This window comes from Achromobacter sp. ACM05 (assembly GCF_019218915.1).
Classification (GTDB): Bacteria; Pseudomonadota; Gammaproteobacteria; order Burkholderiales; family Burkholderiaceae_B; genus Achromobacter; species Achromobacter animicus.
In genome coordinates this window covers 482,559-501,954 of the sequence record NZ_JAHUWQ010000004.1, presented here as the reverse complement: position 1 = coordinate 501,954, position 19,396 = coordinate 482,559, and the positions used below count along the sequence as shown (strand labels likewise).

Annotated in this window: 14 protein-coding genes and 2 pseudogenes; 7 read left to right on the top strand and 9 right to left on the bottom strand. The window is 66.6% G+C overall.

The window, feature by feature from the left end; translation table 11 throughout:
* Positions 1-9 precede the first annotated feature (9 nt).
* Complete coding sequence (locus tag KW836_RS24450; RefSeq protein ID WP_218345020.1) at positions 10-2,271, bottom strand: ATP-binding protein; 2,262 nt, start codon at positions 2,269-2,271, stop codon at positions 10-12.
* Between the two features lie 329 nt (positions 2,272-2,600).
* Between KW836_RS24450 and KW836_RS24445 the strand changes: the two genes are divergently transcribed.
* Positions 2,601-4,418 (top strand): hybrid sensor histidine kinase/response regulator, encoded by a 1,818-nt coding sequence (locus KW836_RS24445; protein WP_255596197.1) that lies wholly within the window; start codon positions 2,601-2,603, stop codon positions 4,416-4,418.
* Positions 4,415-4,963, top strand: a pseudogene (locus KW836_RS24440) (response regulator); the annotation flags it as partial. The gene KW836_RS24445 and the pseudogene KW836_RS24440, both read left to right, overlap by 4 nt.
* On the opposite strand, the pseudogene KW836_RS24435 reads toward KW836_RS24440, so the two are convergent.
* From KW836_RS24435 to KW836_RS24425, 3 genes and pseudogenes are all read right to left on the bottom strand, one after another.
* Positions 4,953-7,200 (bottom strand): annotated as a pseudogene (locus KW836_RS24435) (peptidase domain-containing ABC transporter). The pseudogenes KW836_RS24440 and KW836_RS24435 sit on opposite strands and share 11 nt — an antisense overlap.
* Entirely contained in the window at positions 7,197-8,444 is a 1,248-nt protein-coding gene (locus KW836_RS24430) for an HlyD family efflux transporter periplasmic adaptor subunit (protein WP_218345016.1), read from the bottom strand. The pseudogene KW836_RS24435 and the gene KW836_RS24430 overlap by 4 nt, the downstream one beginning before the upstream one ends.
* Positions 8,445-8,521: 77 nt before the next feature.
* Positions 8,522-8,731 (bottom strand): hypothetical protein, encoded by a 210-nt coding sequence (locus tag KW836_RS24425; protein WP_218345015.1) that lies wholly within the window; start codon positions 8,729-8,731, stop codon positions 8,522-8,524.
* Between the two features lie 367 nt (positions 8,732-9,098).
* On the opposite strand from KW836_RS24425, the gene KW836_RS24420 reads away from it, so the two are divergent.
* Positions 9,099-10,082 carry a patatin-like phospholipase family protein gene (locus tag KW836_RS24420; protein WP_255596228.1) on the top strand — a complete coding sequence of 328 codons (984 nt, stop codon included), beginning with the start codon at positions 9,099-9,101 and terminating at the stop codon, positions 10,080-10,082.
* 2 nt (positions 10,083-10,084) lie between these two features.
* The gene (locus KW836_RS24415; RefSeq protein WP_218345013.1) at positions 10,085-11,536 is read left to right on the top strand and encodes a GntP family permease; all 1,452 of its coding nucleotides are present in this window, start codon (positions 10,085-10,087) and stop codon (positions 11,534-11,536) included.
* Positions 11,537-11,547: 11 nt separating this feature from the next.
* Here KW836_RS24415 and KW836_RS24410 read toward each other — a convergent pair whose 3' ends face one another.
* From KW836_RS24410 to KW836_RS24400, 3 genes are all read right to left on the bottom strand, one after another.
* Positions 11,548-11,838: a ClpX C4-type zinc finger protein gene (locus tag KW836_RS24410; protein ID WP_175139397.1), complete on the bottom strand. Its 291-nt coding sequence runs from the start codon at positions 11,836-11,838 to the stop codon at positions 11,548-11,550.
* A 106-nt stretch (positions 11,839-11,944) separates the two neighbouring features.
* Positions 11,945-12,364: a hypothetical protein gene (locus tag KW836_RS24405; protein ID WP_218345012.1), complete on the bottom strand. Its 420-nt coding sequence runs from the start codon at positions 12,362-12,364 to the stop codon at positions 11,945-11,947.
* On the bottom strand, positions 12,361-12,801 hold the full coding sequence (locus KW836_RS24400; RefSeq protein WP_175125566.1) for a Fur family transcriptional regulator: 441 nt from the start codon (positions 12,799-12,801) through the stop codon (positions 12,361-12,363). Before KW836_RS24400 ends, KW836_RS24405 begins: the two co-directional genes overlap by 4 nt.
* 108 nt (positions 12,802-12,909) lie before the next feature.
* Here KW836_RS24400 and KW836_RS24395 point away from each other — a divergent pair, with 108 nt between their 5' ends.
* Positions 12,910-13,692: an AraC family transcriptional regulator gene (locus KW836_RS24395; protein WP_218345011.1), complete on the top strand. Its 783-nt coding sequence runs from the start codon at positions 12,910-12,912 to the stop codon at positions 13,690-13,692.
* Between the two features lie 94 nt (positions 13,693-13,786).
* On the opposite strand, the gene KW836_RS24390 is transcribed toward KW836_RS24395, so the two are convergent.
* On the bottom strand, positions 13,787-14,248 hold the full coding sequence (locus KW836_RS24390) for a YkgJ family cysteine cluster protein (RefSeq protein ID WP_175125562.1): 462 nt from the start codon (positions 14,246-14,248) through the stop codon (positions 13,787-13,789).
* A gap of 119 nt (positions 14,249-14,367) precedes the next feature.
* Between KW836_RS24390 and KW836_RS24385 the strand changes: the two genes are divergently transcribed.
* Entirely contained in the window at positions 14,368-14,988 is a 621-nt protein-coding gene (locus KW836_RS24385; RefSeq protein WP_218345010.1) for a DNA-3-methyladenine glycosylase I, read from the top strand.
* A 23-nt stretch (positions 14,989-15,011) separates the two neighbouring features.
* Here KW836_RS24385 and KW836_RS24380 read toward each other — a convergent pair whose 3' ends face one another.
* Positions 15,012-16,934, bottom strand: a complete 1,923-nt coding sequence (locus KW836_RS24380) for an LTA synthase family protein (protein ID WP_175125558.1) — start codon at positions 16,932-16,934, stop codon at positions 15,012-15,014.
* A gap of 348 nt (positions 16,935-17,282) precedes the next feature.
* On the opposite strand from KW836_RS24380, the gene KW836_RS24375 reads away from it, so the two are divergent.
* Entirely contained in the window at positions 17,283-19,358 is a 2,076-nt protein-coding gene (locus KW836_RS24375) for an AsmA family protein (protein ID WP_218345009.1), read from the top strand.
* Positions 19,359-19,396: the final 38 nt, after the last annotated feature.

The window sequence follows — 19,396 nt, the reverse complement described above, 5'->3', positions numbered from 1 at the left end:
GCAACCGCCTTACCCGCGCTGCATCAGGTAGTGCAGCATTTCGCCCAGATCGGCGGGTTTGACGAAATGATGATCGAAGCCCGCGACGCGGCTGCGCTCGATATCCTGGGGGCCGCCGTAGCCGCTCATTGCGAAGATCAGCGCGCCGCTGCCCCACGTTTCGCCGCGTACCCGCCGGCAGACCGCATAGCCGTCCATGCCTGGCATGCTGATGTCCAGCATGATGACCTCGGGTTTGTGCTCCAACGCCAGCGTCCAGGCCGTCTGGCCATCGGGGGCGGTCAGCACGTCGTGATTTTCCAGCTTCAGGATCTCGGCCAGCGTCTCGAGGGCGTCCCGGTTGTCGTCCGCGATCAGGATCTTGAGTGGCCGGTGCGTCCGCCCGCTGGCCGGCGAGGCGCTCGCATCCATGGCGGCTTCCGATTGCGCCATCGGTAGGGTGACCGTGAACTCCGCCCCTTTGCCCACGCCGCGGCTGCTGACTTCGACCTGCCCGCCGTGCAGGTCCACCAGGCGCTTGACCAGGTACAGCCCGATGCCCAGCCCGCCTTGCGCATTGGCCCGATCCACGCGAAAGAACATATCGAAGATCCGGGCGCGGTCCTCGCGCGACAGCCCGATGCCGTGATCGCGCACCCGCACTTGCGCCGTGGCGCCGGCTTGTTCCACACGCACCGATACATCAATCGTGGACTCCACCGGCGAGAACTTCGACGCGTTGTTGATGAGGTTGGCAAACACCTGCGCCAGCCGCACGGGGTCGGCATTGACAGGCATTGCCGGTTCGTCCATCGACAGCATCAGCGCTTGCTGCTTGCTGCGCACCGCGGCCTCGCCCATTTCCATCGCGCTCTTGATGACGTCTTGCAGGATCACGTGTTCCTTTTGCAGCAGGAAGTTGGCCTGGCCGACGCGGCCCACGTCGAGCAGATCGTCGATGAGCCGTGAGAAGTGCTTGATCTGGCGGCCCAGCAGCAAGGCAAGCGAGCGCAGGTTGGGATCAGCGCCAAAACGCCTGTGCAGCAGGTCCGTCACGTTGCGGATCGCGGCGAGCGGGTTACGCAACTCATGCGCCAGCTGCGCCATGAATTCGTTCTTGCGCTGGTCTGCCTCCAGCAGCTTGAGCTCCGTGTGCTTGTGGTCGATGAGATCGCAGGCCTGGCGCACCAAAAGATCAAGCAGGCGTTCGTCGTGGTCGCTCAAGGGGTGCGCATCCTGCCAATGCGTGGACAACATGCCGATCACCGCGCCCGCGCGCGAGATCAGCGGCGTGGCCTGCACGGCCGTCACGCCCAGTGTGTGGAGCGCATCCTGTTCCGCAGCGTTCGACATGAACGCGCATTGGGAAATGTCGGGCACCGAGACCCGCGCCGCCGAGCGTAGCGCCTCCTTGCACAGACAGTGGCTGTCCAGCGACGTGTCGTTCCAGAACGGACTGCCGCGGGGATCGAAGCCCTTGCAGGCCAGGAGCCGCAGCTCCGCACCGTTGCCGTTCTGCGCGCTGAGCAATTGAAGCGCGGCGCTGCTCGATGCCATCATCTCGGTCGCGGCAAAGACGATGTCGTCGTACAGGCCTTGCTCGTTGTCGCCCGACAGCAGCCGTACGCTGATGTCCTGCAGCAGCCGTGCGCGCGCCATCTCGGCCTGAAGGTCGGCTCGGGCGGCTTCCATGCGGCGCTTGGCCTGGTCGCTGTTGATGGCGACCCCGGCAAGGTAGGCGCCGAACGTCGCGATGTTCTTGGCCTGTTCATCCGGTGCCCGCGCCTTGCGCCAGCCCAGGAAGAACGAGCCGATCGCTTGGCCGCTGGTGTCCTCGATGGGCATCGACAGGCAGGATCTCAAGCCGATGCCCAGACAGGCCGTGCGCCAGGGCGGCGCCCATTGGGTGTCGGCCTGGATATCGCTACAGGTGGTCATCCGGTTGGTGTGAATCGCCGTGCCGCATGTGCCGAACTTCAGGTCGTTCACGGGGGCGCCGTGCACCGCCTTGCCGAAGGACTCGGGCAGGCGCGCAGAATGCAGGTCCTGGATGCTGGTGCGATCGGGTGAGGCCAGCACGACACCAGCGCGCACGGCTGGATCGATGCGGCTGGCGGCAACGGTCAGTTCTGACAGGCAGGTCTGCAACGCGACACCCGTCGCGATCATTTCGAGCAGACGTGTCTGCTCCATGACCAGGGTTGCGTAGTTGACGCGATTCGCTTCCGGCCGGGGCGCGTGGCGCTGGGATTCATCGCGAGGATCGTGTGGCGGTGGGGGTTGGAAAGTCACGGTGCAGCCCTCCTTCCATAGGGCAAGCGTAGTCCCCGCGCAGGGCGCTGTGCGGGCACCGTTGTGTCAGTTGATGTCCCGCCAAGTGGGGCAGCCGCGCGGCTTAGTCCTGCAGGACCGGTGCGCCATGACCTGGTAACGAGAACCGCTTCAGAGGCCGATGTGGGCGTATGCCCGATTCGGAGGCCGCAAAATCGGGTCAGAAATCTCCGTTTACATATCGCGTGTAACGTCTAAAATCGGGACAGTTCGCCGTCGGCCGCGTGGCCGGCTCCCAGTCTCCCGCCCCGCGCCGGATGTGCTCGGCGCCCTGACCCGTGCAACCCGTTATGGGCCCGCTTCCCGCCGCTTCGCCGCAAGGTTCCGTGTATGCCGCCCGCATCCATCAGGTGCAGGTGGACGCGCTGCGCCGGATGTTTCCCTTCGCGCTGGCTGGATCGCTGATCACCGCCTGCTTCTCGGTCTTTGCGCTGCTGGACGTGCTGCCCCGTCAGCAGATCCTGCTGTGGATTGCCGTCACGCTGGTGGTCGGCGCATTGCGCCTGGGTGCCATGCTGGCCTACGACCGGCGCCGTGCCGACCCGGCCGCCGCTCGGATCTGGGTGCGGCGCATGCTGGTGGGCAACCTGTGTTCGGGCATCCTGTGGGGCTTGCCGTTCGCCTACTGGACGTTCATCGTTCCGCTGGAATACCAGCTCTTTTTCATCGTCATCCTGTTCGGGCTGGGCACCGGCGCCATCTACTCGAACTACATGATGTTGCCGGTCATGTACGCGTTCGAGATCCCCGCCTTCGCGCCCATGTTCATCGCGCTGGCGGCGCAGCCGTCCGCCATCCACCTGGCGCTGGTCACCAGCGGGCTGGCCTATCTGGTCGCCACCCTGGCATTTATCCACCGCATGAACCGCACGCATCTGGACGCCTTGCGGCTGGGCTATGAAAACCTGGCGCTGCTGGAACAGGTGCGCCAGGAGAAGGCGGCCGCAGAACGCAGCGACCTGGAAAAGTCGCGCTTCCTTGCCGCAGCCAGTCACGACCTGCGTCAGCCGGTGCACGCGGTCAACCTGTTCCTGGGGCTGCTCACGAACGAGCGCCTGTCGCGGCATGGCCGCTATCTGGTCGACAACATCGCCAGCGCGATGGCGGCGATGGGTCAGCTGTTCGACGCGCTTTTGAACCTGTCCCGGCTGGATGCCGGCGTCATCGAGACGCGCGTCGAGGCCTTTGCCCTGCAGCCGCTGCTTGAGCGCTTGCGGGCGGAATACGCGCCCCAGGCGGCCGAGAAGGGCATCACGGTGCGGGTGCGGGCCTGCGCGGTCAGCGTGCGATCGGATCCCATCCTGCTTGAACGCATTCTGCGCAACCTGATCAGCAACGCCATCACGCACACGGCGGGCGGGCGAGTGCTGATCGGATGCCGGCGCGCCGGCGGGCGGCTGCGGATCGAGGTCTGGGACAACGGCCCGGGCATTCCGAAGCCGGAGCAGGAACGCGTGTTCTGGGAATTCCATCAATTGGGCAACCCCGAACGCGATCGCAGCAAAGGCCTGGGACTGGGGCTGGCCATCGTGCGCCGTACGGCGCGGCTGCTGGGGCACGAGCTGTCGCTGCGTTCGCAGGTGGGGCGCGGCACCGTATTTGCCCTGACGGCGCCTATCGCGGAACGTGCAGCGTCGGAGCCGCCTGTGCGTGACCCGGAGCCCGGCATGCCGCAGGTGACCGCGTCCAGCGGCGGCCTGGAGGGCAAGCTGGTTCTGCTGGTGGACGACGATCCGCAGAATCTGGCGGGCCTGTCCATGCTGTTCGAGAGCTGGGGTTGCCGCGTCATCGCCGCCACCAGCGGCAATGCGCTGCTCGAGCGCGTGCTGCCGTTGGCCGAAAGCCCCGCGCTCATCATCAGCGACTACCGCCTGCGCGACCACGAGACGGGCATCCACGTCATCGAAAGGCTGCGCGAGGAATACAACGATCCGGACCTGCCGGCCTTGCTGGTCAGCGGCGACACGGATCCGGCCCGGCTGTCCGAAGCCGCCGCTCGCGGGGTGCCGCTGCTGCACAAGCCCGTGCAGGTCCAGGCCTTGCGCGAGCGCGTGGCCGGGCTGCTGCAAGCCACCCCTGTCCACCCCCTGACCGGAGACTCCGAATGACGGCAGTGCTATTGATCGACGACCATGCCATGTTCCGCGAAGCCCTGGTCATGGCGCTTGACGATGCGCTGCCCGACGTGACCATCCACCCGGCGGCCAGCGGGCAGGAGGCGCTGGACGTGCTGGACCGGCACGACGCCATCCGCAACGTCATCATGGATTTCTATCTGCCCGACATTGCCGGCGCGGATCTGCTCAAGCGCCTGCGGCAGCGGCGAGCGCAACTGCGTGTGCTGGTGCTGTCGGCGTCGCAGGATCCCGAGGACCAGCGCCGCGCCATGGACGCGGGCGCGCAGGGATTCATGAACAAGTCCGCCAGCTGCCAGGAACTGGCGGCCGCGCTGCTGGCAATCGACGAAGCGCCGGCGCGGGTCATGCACGCTGCGTCCGCCGCCGGCAGTGCCGGCGCCGCGCAGGACGAGGCGGCGCTGCTGCGCGCGCTGACGCCGCGCCAGAGCGAGGTGTTGCGGTTGATGTGCGATGGCCTGCGGAACAAGGAAATCTCGGAACAGCTCAACATGACGGAAAAGACCGTCAAGACGCACGTGTCGGCCATTCTGGGCACGCTTGGGGTGCTGAACCGCACGCAGGCCACGCTGGTCGCGCGGCGCGGCGGCGTGTTCGGCAAGCCGGTCTAGGCCGGAACGACCCTAGCTGCGGCGCATGCGCGCCGGCCGCTGTCCCGGACGACCTTGCCGTCCGCCAGCGCGATTTCGCGCTCCGCAGCGCTGATCGTGTCCGGACGATGCGCAACAATCACGCGCGTCATCTCAAGCCTTGCAATCGCGGCGTTGACCGCACGTTCGCGGTCGATATCCAGATGGCTGGTCGCTTCATCCAGAAACAGGATGGCTGGCCGCTTGTACAGCGCGCGCGCCAGCAGCACCCGTTGTTTCTGACCGCCTGACAGCACCGTGCCCATGTCCCCCACCAGCGTGTTGTAGCCCATCGGCATGGCGCGGATGTCGTCGTGGATTGCCGCGATTTGCGCACATTGGGCAGCGCGCTCGGGGTTGTACTGCGGATCGAAGAAACTGATGTTCTCGGCGAGGGACCCGGCAAAGAGCGCGTCGTCCTGCAATACGGTGCCCGCCATCCGGCGCAGGCAGGCCGCGCCGGCGCCGCGGGCCGGCACCCCGTTGATCAGCACGTCGCCGTCCGTCGGCGCCAGCACGCCAAGCAGGATGTTGATGAGCGTCGACTTGCCGCCGCCCGACGGCCCCGTGATGGCGACGGACTCGCCGGGCTCGATCCGGAAGCTGACGCCGTCCAGCACATAGGGTTCCTGCGGGCTGTAGCGAAAGCGCAGGTTGCGCACCTCGATTACGGGCGGGCGCACGGGCATGTCGTCCACCTGCGGCATGTCTTCCATCGGCTCGGGTGACTGGCGCACGATGTCGGCCAGGCGCTCGCCCTGCAGCCTCAGCATCTTCACGTCGACCAGCTTGTCCAGAAGCGCCGCCACGCGCTGGTCGAACAATGTCTTGTAGACGATGAACGCGAGTAGGGCGCCCACGGTGAACTGACCGTCCAGCACGAGCCTGGCGCCCAGCCACAGGATGACGATGGACGACAGGCCAAACAGCAGGCCGTTGCAGGTGCGAAAGAACAGCGCCCACTTCTGCGTGCGAAGATCCGCGTTGATCTCGTTGACCAGCAGCGACAGCCACCGCGACCGGCGGTCGTCCTGATGCTGGAAGAGCTTGATCGCCTTCACCCCGCGCACCGTTTCGAGAAAGTGCGTTTGCTCCTTGGCCGCGTGCACGATGTGCGCCTCGGTGGCATTGCGCAGCGGCGTATAGCCGCTCCAGCGCACGATGCCGTAAAGCGTCATGGCGCCCAGCGAGATTCCTGCGAGCGGCGGACTGTAGACGAACATGAGCACCAGCGTGATGAGCATCACCAGCCCGTCCAGCACGGCTTCCAGGAATGAGGTCGTCAAGGTGCGCTGGATCTCGTCGACGGCCCCGAAGCGCGACACCACATCGCCCAGGTGCCGCTTTTCAAACCAGGCGACCGGCAGGCGCAGCAGGTGGGTGAAGACGTTTGTGCGCCATTGCAGGTTCAGCGTCGTGCTCATGACCATCAGCATCCAGCCGCGCGCCACCGAGGTGAGCTGCTTCATCACCATCAGCAGGGCGAAGGCCAGCGCCAAGGTGGTCAACAGGTCGCGGTCGCCCGTGTTCAGCACATGGTCCACGACCCACTGCAGGAAGAAGGGTTGCACGACCGTCAGGATCTCGAGCGCCAGCGCCAGCAGCAGCACCTGCGAGCATGCCCCGGCCAGGCCGCGGATGCGCCCGGTGAGTTCGCGCAGGCGCACAGGTGCGCTTGCGCGCGTCTCCTGGAACTGCGGCGTCGGCCACAGTTCCAGCGCGACGCCGGTGTAGGACGCTGACAGCGCCGCAAGGGAGCAGGTGCGCTCGCCGCTCGCCGGATCGATCAGGGTGGCCGAGCGCGCGTTGATGGCCGTCAGCACCACGAAGTGATTGAACTCCCAGTGCAGGATGCAGGGCAGCTTCAGGAGGCCGAGCGCGCCCAGTCCGGCCTTGACGGGACGCGCCGCCAGGCCAAGCTGGCCGGCCACCTGAATCAGCGTGGCGAGCGTCGCGCCCTTCATCGACACGGGAAAGCGCGCGCGCAGGGCCGCAAGGTTCTGGTGGTGGCCGTGATAGCCCGCAATCATCCCCACGCAGGCCAGGCCGCACTCGGCCGCTTCGGTCTGCAATAGCCCCGGAACGCGCCGCTTGAAGCCGAGCGCCAGGCGCTCCAGCGCGCTCATAGCTTTTCCGCCAGGCGCATGGCCGGATCGAACGCCCACTGGTACAGCCGGCGCGTCTGCTGCAGCAAATCGGCCTCCAGCCGCATGCCGGGCCGCAGCGCCAGTTCCTGACCTTGCGGGCCGTAGGCGGGCGTCTCAATCGCCACGGTGATGCGGTAGACGGCCTCGTCGTCTGGCGTGTTGCGCTTGGCGTCGTCGAGCTGCCATTCGGGCAGGGCGCTGCGCGCCACGTCCTGGACGATGCCGGTCTGCTGGCCAAACGTCTGATAGGGATAGGCGGCCAGACGGATCAGCACCTTGTCGCCCGGCGCCACGAAACCGACCGCGCGGCTGGGCGCCAGCAGTTCGGCCAGCAGCTTCGCGCCGTCCGGAACAATTGTGGCAAGCGGCCGGCGGCTGTCGACCGCCTGGCCGGCGTCGGCGGTGGCGGCCGTGACCACGCCCGCATGGGGCGCGGTCAGGACGATCTGGCGCCGTGCCTCGCTCTGGGTCAGTTCGACCGCCACGGCGGACAATTCCCGGTCCAGTTGCGCCAGCTGGTTCTGATGGCGCAGCGTCAGCTCGGCCAGCGACTGTTCGTGTGCCGCAAGGGTGGTTGCCAGCCCGATGCGGTCGCGCAGCAGCGCTTGCAGCAGGTTGCGCTGGTCCAGGAGTTCAGCGCGCTTCTGATCGGTTTCCTCGGGCGACAGATAACCCTTATCCCTCAGTTGCCGATAGCGCTGGGCGCTATCCTGCGCGAGCTTGATGCGTTCGCGCTGGCCGGCGATCTGCTGGTCCATGGCGGCAAGTTGCGCCTTCAGGCTGGCGATGGCGGTGGCCTGGGTGCCGACTTCGCTTTGCTGCAGCAGGGCCGTCTTTTGCCGGGCCTCGTGCAAACTGTCGTGGCGCTGCTGTATCTGCATGCTGATCGCCTGATGCGTGTCGCCCAACGCGCTTTGCTGGTCGCCCGACACGACATACAGCACATCACCGGCGGCCACGTGCTGGCCTTCCTGCACGCGGCGCTCGAGCACGATGCCCGGTTGCGGCACGTACAGCTTGAGCAGTCCCGCGTCCGGGGCAAGTTGGCCGCTGACGGTCGCGCGCTTGGTATAGGTGCCGAACGCCAGGAACAGGCAGACGGCCAGCACGAAGCCCGCCAGAACGGTCGTCGCAAGGGCGAAGGACACCGGCCGGATCAGGACGATGTCGCCCAGGCCGGAGATGCGTTGCGCGGCGAGCGCTTGGTCGCGGTAGAGCGGCACGGATCGGGAACGTGAGAGGCTTCGCGCTGCGGGGACTGTCCGGGCTCGGACGGCCCCCGCAATGCTCGTCAGTCAGTTCAGCTCAAGAAAACCTGTCTGATCCCTGCCGTGTTGGGCTTTTGGACATTGGGCTTCGTGGAGAGCTGGGCGTGCGGGTTGTATGACGAAGCGCCCGTGGAGCGGTTCGGGCCGATTCCGCCGCTGACCTGGTTGATCTCGTCGGCGGTCATCGCTTCGATGCGGAACTCCGCGTTGCCTTGCTGAACCTGCTGTTCCATTTTTTCCATTGCTATCTCCTGCTGCATGCCGGCGGAAAAAGCCGCGCCAATGTCGGCTGAGCGCCCCGCGGGCGGATCCAGCCGCGTGTGTCACGCACCTTCAAGGCCGGGGGCTGGTTTGCTCGAGGCGGACAGTAGCAGCGGCCCGGTGCAGGCGCATCGGTCTTTGGTCGTAGATGGCGCGCGGACGCCCGTGATGTCTTTCGCTTTTCAAAGCCATCGCGTATAACTGCCGAACGATATGTGCGCCGCAACATGGTTCATATCGCAATCATTTGATCGCCCGCTCACCCCCCAGCCTCCCGCAAGGAGTACCGCCGTGGCCCGATCCAAAGCGTCGCCGACTGACCGCGATCCCCTGTTGATCGACCTGGCGCTGCAGGGCGGCGGCGCCCACGGCGCATTCACCTGGGGCGTGCTGGACCGGCTGCTCGAAGAATCCTGGCTTGGCATTGACGGCATCTCGGGCACCTCTGCAGGCGCCATGAATGCCGCGGTGCTGGTGCTGGGGCATGCACGGGGCGGCGCCGACGGCGCCCGTGCTGCGCTGGAAGACTTCTGGCGCCGCGTGTCCGACGCCGCGCGCTACAGCCCTTTTCGCCGCAGTCCGCTCGACATCCTGATGGGTTCCTGGTCGCTGGATCATTCGCCCATGTTCATCGCCTTCGACCTGGCGTCGCGGGTGTTTTCGCCCTATGACCTCAGCGCTGCGGCCAATCCGCTGGCCGCCATCCTGCAGGAAGTCATCGATTTCGATGAACTGGCGCGCGCGCCCATCCATCTGTTCATCACGGCGACCAATGCGCGCACGGGGCGCGGCCGGGTGTTCAAGAATGCCGAGGTGAATGCCGACGTGCTGCTGGCTTCGGCCTGCCTGCCGACCATGTTCCGGGCGGTGATGATCGACGGCGACCCCTATTGGGACGGCGGCTACAGCGGTAATCCCACGATCACGCCGCTGGTGCAGGACTGCCAGTCGCACGACACGATCCTGGTGCAGATCAATCCGGTCGAACGCCCCGGGTTGCCCAGCAGCGCCCGCGAGATCATGAACCGGCTGAACGAAGTCACGTTCAACGCGTCGCTGCTGAAAGAGCTGCGCATGATTGCGCTGCTGCGGCAGGTGGCCGACCCCGGCAATGGCGAGGGCAGGATGTGGGCGGACATGCGCATCCATCGCGTCTCGTCCGATCTGATGGTGGAACTGGGCTATTCCTCCAAGCTCAACGCCGAATGGCCATTCCTGTGCATGCTGCGCGACGAGGGCAGGAAGGCAGCCGACCGCTTCCTGGCCGAACATGGCGATGACCTGGGCAAGCGGTCATCGCTGGACATAGACGAACTGCTGGGCGAGGTCTGACCATGGGACTTTTCGGCATCCTGCTCGCGCTGGTATTACTGATCGGGCTGGCCTACCGCGGCTGGAGCATCCTGCTGCTGGCGCCGGCGGCGGCCATGGTGACGGCGGCCGCGGCGGGAGAGCCGCTGCTGGCGCATTGGACGCAGACGTTCATGGGCGGCGCGGCCGGATTTGTGGCCCAGTTCTTTCCGTTGTTTCTACTGGGGGCGCTGTTTGGCAAGCTGATGGCCGACAGCGGGTCGGTCACCGCGATTGCCGACGCGATGACGCGCAAGCTCGGCGCGCGGCGCGCCATCCTGGCGGTGGTGCTGGCCGGCGCCATCGTCACCTACGGCGGCGTCAGCCTGTTCGTGGCGTTTTTCGTGCTGGCGCCCATGGCGCACGCGCTTTTCAAGTCGGCCGGGATTCCGGTGCGCCTGATGCCCGCGGCCATCCTGCTTGGCACATCCACCTTCACGATGTCCGCCTTGCCTGGTACGCCCGCCGTGCAGAACGCGATTCCCATGCCGTTCTTTGCGACCACGCCGTTCGCCGCGCCCGGACTGGGCATTATCGCCAGCGCGATCATGCTGGGTTTCGGACTGTGGTGGCTGAGCCGGGCGGAAGCGTCAGCCCGGCGCGCGGGCGAGGGATATGTGGCGCCCGCGGGCATGGCCGCCGACGTGTCTGACGATGTCCTGGTGCGCGAGCGCGCCACCGTGGCGCGCGAGTTCGATCCGGCCGAAATGCACCACGGCCAGCGCAGCCCCGACGCGCCGTCCACGCTGGTGGCCGCGACGCCGCTCGTGGTCGTCATCCTGGTCAACCTGTTCATGACGCTGGCCGTCCTGCCGCGCATGGACACCGCGTGGCTGGCCGAGGCGCGCTGGGGCGGCACCAGCCTGGCCGCGGTGGGCGGGGTCTGGTCGGTGATCACCGCGCTGCTGGCCGCGATTGCCGTGCTGGTGGTGTTGAACTTCCGGCGCCTGCCGTCGCTGCGCGACACCATGGACGCGGGCGTGAACGCGTCGGCGCTGCCCCTGCTTAGCGTGGCAAGCCTGGTAGGTTTCGGCGCGGTGGTCGCGTCGCTGCCGTCGTTCGCCGCGGTGCGCGATTGGGTGCTGTCGATCGAAGGCGGGCCGCTGGTATCGCTCGCGGTGGCGACCAACGTGCTGGCTGCGCTGACCGGGTCGGCGTCGGGCGGCTTGACCATCGCCCTGCAATCGCTGGCCGCGACGTACATGGAGCTGGCCCAGACGCTGGGCATCGATCCGGCGCTGATGCACCGCGTGTCGGTGATCGGCGCGGGCACGCTGGACAGCCTGCCGCACAACGGCGCCGTGGTGACGCTGCTGGCGGTGTGCGGGTCAACGCACCGCGAGGGCTACATGAACATCGTCGTGGTGGGCATCGTGGGACCCATCATCGGGCTGGCCGCCGTCATTGCGCTGGGCAGCGCGCTGGGGTCTTTCTGACGGGCGAACGCTCAGGACAGCGTGCGCGCGGGCAGCGCCGCCGACAGGTCGTTCAGACTGAGACCGCAGCACCGCGCCCGCTCGGCCAGCGTTTCGCTCTGCGCCAGCGCGCGGCTGCTTTCGTCCAGCAGCACGTCCAGCTGCTCTTGCGGCGTGGCGGCCATCGCCCACGCGCGCTCGGCGAAGCGGACGGCAAACTGGTCCACACAGGTTTTGCAGATGGCCGCGCCGTTCTGTTCGAGCAGCGGCGCGCCCTGCGCGAGCGTCGATTGGCAAAACAGACAGGCGAGGGCGTGGTTCATGCGTCGGGCGGCCGGTGCGAATTGTTCGAAGGCGGCCGCGCGGATGGCGGCGCCTGTCATTGAACAACGGCCGCGCACGCCCAGCCTTAAATCGCGATCCGGCCCCTTAATCGACGTTGAAGCCGCCCGGGCCCGCCTGCCCGAGCAGTTCGCGGGCGCATTGGACCGCTTCGCCCGGCGTCGCGACCACCAGGAACGGGAGGCCGAAGGCGCGGGCCATCTTTTCGCCGCGCTTGCGCAGCTTGTCCAGCGCGTCGGTATCGCGCTCGATGGCGATGAATGCCCGGCAGCGTGCCCGCAGTCGCGGCATGTTGGCCGTCTGCCATTCGATCATCGCCTTGCGGTCCTCGTGCGCGGCCTCGTGGCGGGTATCGGGCACCACCATGACGAAGCTGCGCGGGTTGTCCACCAGCAGCTCCATTTCGCGAATCCACGAGACCGAGTAGCCCAGCGGCGCGCCGCCATGGCGGGCGGTCACGATGGGAAATTGCGACAGGTCGTGGAAGAAAAACTGATCGTGGTTCATTCGAAGGCTCCGTGGGGCAGGGCGGGATCGTCCTTGGCGCAGCCGCAGCTGCCGTATAGCACCAGGCTGTAGGAATCCAGCTCGAAGCCGCTGCGCCGCGCGATCTTCCTGACCAGTTGCGCCATGGCGGGATCGCTGGATTCCCGGATCTGTCCGCAACGCGTGCAGACCAGGTGGTCGTGATGGCCCTTGTCGCTCAGTTCGAACACATTGGTGTGCGTATCGAGCTGGGTGCGTTTGAGCAGGCCGGCGTGCTCCAGTTGCGTGATCACCCGGTAAACCGTGGCCAGGCCGATATTGCTGTGATCCGAGATGAGGCGGCGGTAGATATCCGCGGCGCTCATGTGCTGGTCTGCGTGGCGGTAGAAGATGTCCAGGATCTTCATCCGCGGGAAAGTGGCTTTGATGCCGGCGTCGCGCAGCCGTGTGTGGTCCATGTCGATTCTCCATCCGGGGGGCTGATACCCGGTTGATGAGAATGATGTACATTTTCAAATGGACCCGCTAACGGGAACCCGTCAACCTGTACCTCAAACCTGCCAACCATGCTTCAAGCGGCTGCCGCTTCCTCTATGCCCGACGTCCTGCTGACGCCGTTCAGCCTGCGCAGGCGGCGGGAGTCCAAGGGCATTTCCGTGCCTGCGCACACCCACGCCGAGGGCATGCTGGTGCTGGTCCACGAAGGGCTGGTGATGGTGCAGTCGGGCGAACGCGTGCTGACGGTGCTGCCCGGCAGCCTGGGGTGGATTCCGCCCGGCGTGCAGCACGGGGCGCGATGGTTCGGTGAGGCGCGCGGGTCATTCCTGCACGTGCATCCGGACATCTGCGGGCGCCTGCCGGCGAATTGCCGGGCGTGGCCGTCTTCCCGGCTGATCGAGGCGCTGGTCGAACGTTTTACGGAAGGCAGGTGGCAGGATGCGACGCCGTCTTATCAGGCGCAGTTGTTCGACGTGCTGCTGGAGGAACTGCGGCAGCGCACATCCGATGCCACCGCGCCGCTGCCGATGCCGGCCGATCCGCGCCTGCAGGATCTGGCCAACACGCTGCTGGACACGCCGGACGATACGGCGGGCATTGACGAATGGGCGCAGCGGCTGAATATGTCGTCGCGCACGCTGATGCGCCGTTTTCGTCAGGAGACCGGCGTCACGCTGGGGCAGTGGCGCCAGCAGGCCCGGCTGCTGCGGGCGCTGGAAATGCTGTTCCGGGGCGGATCGGTCACCCAGGCCGCGCTGTCGGTCGGGTATGAAAGCACCAGCGCGTTCATTGGAAGCTTCCGCACGGCGTTCGGCATGACGCCGACGCGGTATCTGGCGGATCGCGGTTAGGGGTTGAACGCGGTCAGGCGTGCCACGCAGTCAGGGGGCCACGCAGTCAGGGGGCCACGCAGTCAGGGAGCAGCGCAGTCAGGGAGCAGCGCAGTCAGGCGGCGGCAGGCTGGTCCGGATGCAACGGGCCTTCCGGGTCGTTTTCCGCGTCCGGCCGGGGCGGTACCGGCGTCAAGCCGAGCGACAGCCGCAGGCGCTGGCAATCCGGATTGGGCGAGCCGTCCGGCATCCAGATGTCGAACTCGCGGCACGGCGTGGGACGGCTCTCGTAGATGTCGCAGTGGATGCCGGGCTTGCCCAGCTCGCCGCGCAGTGAAATGCAGCGTCCGCCGCCCATTTCCGTGCCCTTCATGCAGGCGCGCAGCGGGCTCATCTGGGTGACCAGGTCCAGCGGCACGTGGCCGCCGTTTTCGCCGGCCAGTTCCCCGACGTAAAACGACACGCGAAAATGCGCGCAGCAGGCGCCGCAGTCCAGGCAGGGATTGGCGGACGGGTCGTCGCCGGCCAGTACCGCGGGCGAGACAAACGAGACGAGCGAGGTCAGTGGCAGGGACATGGGCGTAGAGGTCCGAAGGCCGGAAATATTATCTGGATTTGCGTTGCGGCCGCTACGACTTTTTTCAGGGACATTGCAGGAGTAGCATCGGTACCCTGTCAGTCCCGAGGAGCGCTTTCTTGTCCGCAAAAACCGATTTTCCAGATGGCCTGGCCCGTTGCGGCTGGGTGGACACGTCGGCCGAATACATGGCCTATCACGACACCGAATGGGGCCGCCCCGAAGGCGACGATCGCGCGCTGTTCGAACAGCTCTGCCTGGAAGGTTTCCAGTCCGGACTCAGCTGGCGCACCATCCTGAACAAGCGCGAGGCCTTCCGCCGCGGTTTCGCCAATTTCGATCCCGCCAGGCTCGCAACCTTTGGCGAACCGGAAGTCCAGGCGCTGCTGGCGGATGCGGGCATCGTGCGCCATCGCGGCAAGATCGAAGCCATGATCAACAACGCGGCCCGGGCGCTTGAAATGATCGACCGCGAAGGATCGTTGGCCGCGTATTTCTGGCGCTTCGAAGCGCCGCCTTCCAAGGTATCGACCTACGGCGCCTCGACGTCCGAACAATCCGAGGCCCTGTCCAAGGCGCTCAAGAAGCTGGGCTGGAAATTCGTGGGGCCCACCACGGTCTACGCCTTCATGCAGTCCGTGGGCATGGTCAATGACCACAGCCCGGGCTGCCATTGCCACGCCATCATCGAGAAAAAGCGCAAGGCGTTTGTGCGGCCAATCGTGCGGCCAGCCGGCTGACGCCTTGTACTGAACGGCCCGCGTCAGGCTGCGCGGCCGTTCTCCTGCCCGGTCTGTACCGGCGCCTGCCCCGGCAGGCTGTAACGCCCCTCGCGGTAAGCCCAGCTTGGCCACAACGCGTGCGCCAGCGCCTCGGTCGCCAGTTCGGGATTCAGCGGCGCGGGGGCGTAGTCCTCGGGCGCGGTGTAGCGGTATTGCACCGCCGTCTTGTTGGGCGCCAGCACCAGCAGGTCGTCGCCCTTCAGATAGCCGTAGGTGCTGTCGTACTGCATGATCGCGCGTCCCGGCGTGCTGCGCGTGAGGTCGTGCCCGATCATCGGATGCTCGGTATCCACGCCGATCAGCGACAGCAGCGTCGGCGGCAGGTCGATCTGGCTGACCAGGCGGTCGTCGCGCCGAGCCTCGATGCCGGCGCCCAGGATCACGGCCGGGATATGAAAGTGGCGCACCGGCACCAGGCTGGCGCCAAACACCCGCGAATCGTGGTCCGCCGCCACCAGGAAGACGGTGTTCTCCCAATACGGCGACGCCTTGGCCTTCTCGAAGAATCGGCCCAGCGCCCAGTCGGCATAGCGCACCGTGTTCTCGACCGTGGCGGGATTGCCGTCGGTCTCGATGCGGCCCGCCGGATACTCCCACGGCGTGTGGTTGGACACGCTGAACGCCAGCGTGAAGGTCGGCAGGTCGCCGTCCTCGCGCAGCAGGCGGTCCAGCTGGTTGAACATGTCCTCGTCCGAGGCCCCCCAGGTGCCGACGAATGCCGGGTCGACAAAATCGGCTCGGTCGACAATCTGCTTGAAACCGTTGCCCAGGAAGAAGCCCTTCATGTTGTCGAAGTGCGACTCGCCGCCATAGATGAAGCGCGAGTGATAACCGTGGCGTCCCAGCAGATCCGCCAGCGAGAAGAACCCGCGCTGCGAGCGCGGCAGCTTCAGCACCGCCTGCGCGGGGGTGGGAAGAAAGCCGGTGGTCACGGCCTCCAGGCCGCGCACCGAACGGGTGCCGGTGGCGTAGGCGCGCGTAAAGGACCAGGCGTCGCGCGCCAGCGCATCCAGTTCCGGCGTCAGGTTGGCGCCGCCCAGCGCCGCGCTGTACTGCGCGCCCAGGCTTTCTTCAAGAATGATGACCAGGTTGAGCGGGCGGTGCGTCTTGCGGGTGGCCGGCTGGCGGTGCAGGCTGGGGTAATCGGGGTTCGGCGGCGGATACGGCAGTCCGGACTGTGCCAGCACCAGGGCGTGCATCTTGTCGTCGTCCATGCCGCCATACACGGCGGAGGCCGACTTTTCGTTCTTCATGCTGTAGACCGCGTAGAACACGTTGTACAGCGAGTTCAACGCCAGGGTATTGAGCATCCCGTCGGAGCTGTAGGCCACCGAAGACGGGTTGATCGGACGGTGGCTCAGCGTGCCGCGGATGGCCAGGATCACCACGGCCAGGATCGCCACGCTGGCAAGCGGCATCTGCCACCACGTCAAAGGCGCGTCGGGACGCGCGTGGCCCAGCAAGGTCCAGGCGGCCCAGCCGATGAGCGCCAGCGCGCCCAATCCGCCCAGCAGCGCGCCCTTGTAACCGCGCCACAGCATTCCGGAAACCTCGCGCGGATGCTTCAGGTATTCGACAAACAGGCGGTTGGGGCGGGAGTCGTATTCGATGATGAAGGGCGGCGTCGCCACTTCCAGAAACGCCAGCAGCACGAACGCCACCAGATACCAGCCGGCGGCCAGGTTTGCCGCCAAGGGAATGTGACCGAAAAGCGGCGACAGGACGGCCGGCAGCGCCGCCAGCACCGCAATCTGATGCGCGTCGATGCGCAGTCCGCGCAGCAGCAAGGGCGCGAGACCGCCGGCATTGCGTACGCGCTGCCATTGCCACAGCGCAAGCGCCAGACGGCTGAGCGTCAGCAGCGCGAACGCCGCCAACACGAAAATCAAGGTTGAATGCCGCATCGGGCCTCCAGGTTGTCCTGCTTCACCACCCGGCGCGGGCGGATTCGGTCATTTGGCATTGGAACCGCGCCGGCGTCAAAAATTCTGTAAGGGCGTCCGATAAGGCAGTTCTTCGCACGCCCTAGTGGTCTCTGTTTGTAACGGCGGCGCCGGCGCCCGGGCACAGCACTTGCTGCGCAACGCCGCGGACGTTCGTGCCGTTGACATGACTGCCCGGCGCGACCGCCCGGAAAAATCCGCACACATTATGGCGTTGTTCCGTCAGACCGCCGCAACAGGCCGCGATACCCTGGGGTAGCAAGTCCGGCCAGCGGTGTGCGGCCGGCAGCCAAGCCAAGGATAGTAACCATGACGCGCACAAGAAAAATAGCGATCGGGATTGTAGGGGGCATTGCCCTGCTGGTGGCGGTATTGATCATCGTGATCGCCACGTTCGACTGGAACCGCGCCAAGCCCATGATCAACGAACGGGCCACCGCCGCCATGGGGCGCCCCTTTGCAATCAACGGCGACCTGAGCGTGCGATGGCAGCGCGAGCCCGGCGAAAGCGGCTTGCGGTCCTGGGTGCCCTGGCCGCGCGTGGTCGCCAACGACATCACGATCGCCAATACGGAGTGGGGCAAGGCGCCGCATTTCGCCACGCTCAAGCGCGCGGAATTCAGCCTGTCGCCCTTGCCGCTGCTGGCGCAGCACGTCGTTATCCGGCACATTCAATTGACGGAGCCGGCCGCCGACCTGGAACGGCTGGCCGACGGCCGCGCCAATTGGGTCTTCACCCTGCCGGAATCGGGCGAGCCCTCGCCCTGGGTGCTGGACATCAACGAGATCGGATTCGACAAGGGCCGCGTCGGCTATGCCGACGAAATGCTCAAGGCCGACCTGACGGTGCTGGTCGATCCGCTGGGCAAGCCCGTGCCGTTTGCCGACGTAACGGGTAAGTCGTTCGTGCCCGAGGACGGCACGGCCCCGGCGCCGCGCGATTACGTGTTCGGCTGGAAGGTCGACGGCAAGTACAAAGGGCTGGCCACCAAGGGCCAAGGCAAGGTCGGCGGCATGCTGGCCCTGAAGGACCCCAAACAGCCTTTCCCCTTGCAGGCCGATGTGTCCATCGGCGGCACGCGCGCATCGGTCGCGGGCACGCTGACCGATCCTGTGAATCTGGGCGCGCTGGACCTGCACCTGAAACTGTCCGGCTCGTCCATGGCGCAGCTTTATCCGTTGACCGGCGTGACGCTGCCCGACACGCCGCCCTACAGCACCGACGGCCATCTGGTGGCCAAGCTGCAGAATCCCGGCGGCGCGGTGTTCGACTACAAGAACTTCAACGGCAAGGTCGGCGACAGCGACTTGCACGGCGACATCACGTTTGCGCTGGGCGCCCCCCGGCCCAAGCTGACCGGCAAGCTGTCGTCCAAGCTCCTGCAGATGGCCGACCTGGGTCCGCTGATCGGCGTGCAGTCGGGCGGCGGGCCGAAGTCGGCCGTGGATAAATCCAAGGACGCGCCCGCCAAGCCCAAGGGCGGCAAGGTCCTGCCCACGCAAGAGTTCCGTACGGACCGCTGGCGCGACATGGACGCGGATGTCTCGCTGGACGCCGCCCGGATCGTCCATGACAGCAAGCTGCCGCTGTCCAAGCTGTCGGTGCATGTCATCCTGCAGGACGGCAAACTCACGCTGGATCCGCTGCGCTTCGGCATGGCGGGCGGCACCATGAACGCCACTGCGCGCCTGGACGGCTCGCGCGCGCCGCTCACCGGCCGTATCGACATGCAAGCGCGCCGCCTGCAACTCAAGCAACTCTTTCCGTCGGCGGAAGCCATGCAGAAGACGCTGGGCGAGCTGAACGGCGACCTCGCGATCAGCGGCACCGGCAACTCCGTGGCGGCGTTGCTGGGCTCGGCGAATGGCGACGTCAAGATGCTGGTCAACGACGGCGTGATCAGCCGCAGCCTCATGGAGCTTGCCGGGCTGAACGTTGCCAATTACGTGGTCTCCAAGCTGTTCGGCGACGACGAAGTGAAGATCAACTGCGGCGCGGCGGACCTGGAATTGAAGAACGGCGTGATGACGCCGCGCATCTTCGTTTTCGACACGGACAACGCGCTGATCACCATCACCGGCTCGGCCAACTTCAAGGACGAGACCATGGACCTGGATATCGATCCCGACAGCAAGGGCTTCCGCATCTTCTCGCTGCGCTCGCCGTTGTATGTGCGCGGGACGTTCGGATCGCCCGATGTGGGCGTGCATGTCGCCCCGCTGGCGGCGCGCGGCGCGGGCATGGTGGCGCTCGGCGTGCTGTTGACGCCGGCGGCCGGGCTGCTGGCGCTGATCGCGCCCAGCGCCAACGACGAGAATGCGTGCGGCCCGCTGCTGGAGCAGATGCGCAAGCCGCCGAAGGCGCCGGCGCCGGCCAAGAAGTAAGCGGGCGCGTGCCGGCAAATGCGCCGGCTCCGCCCAGG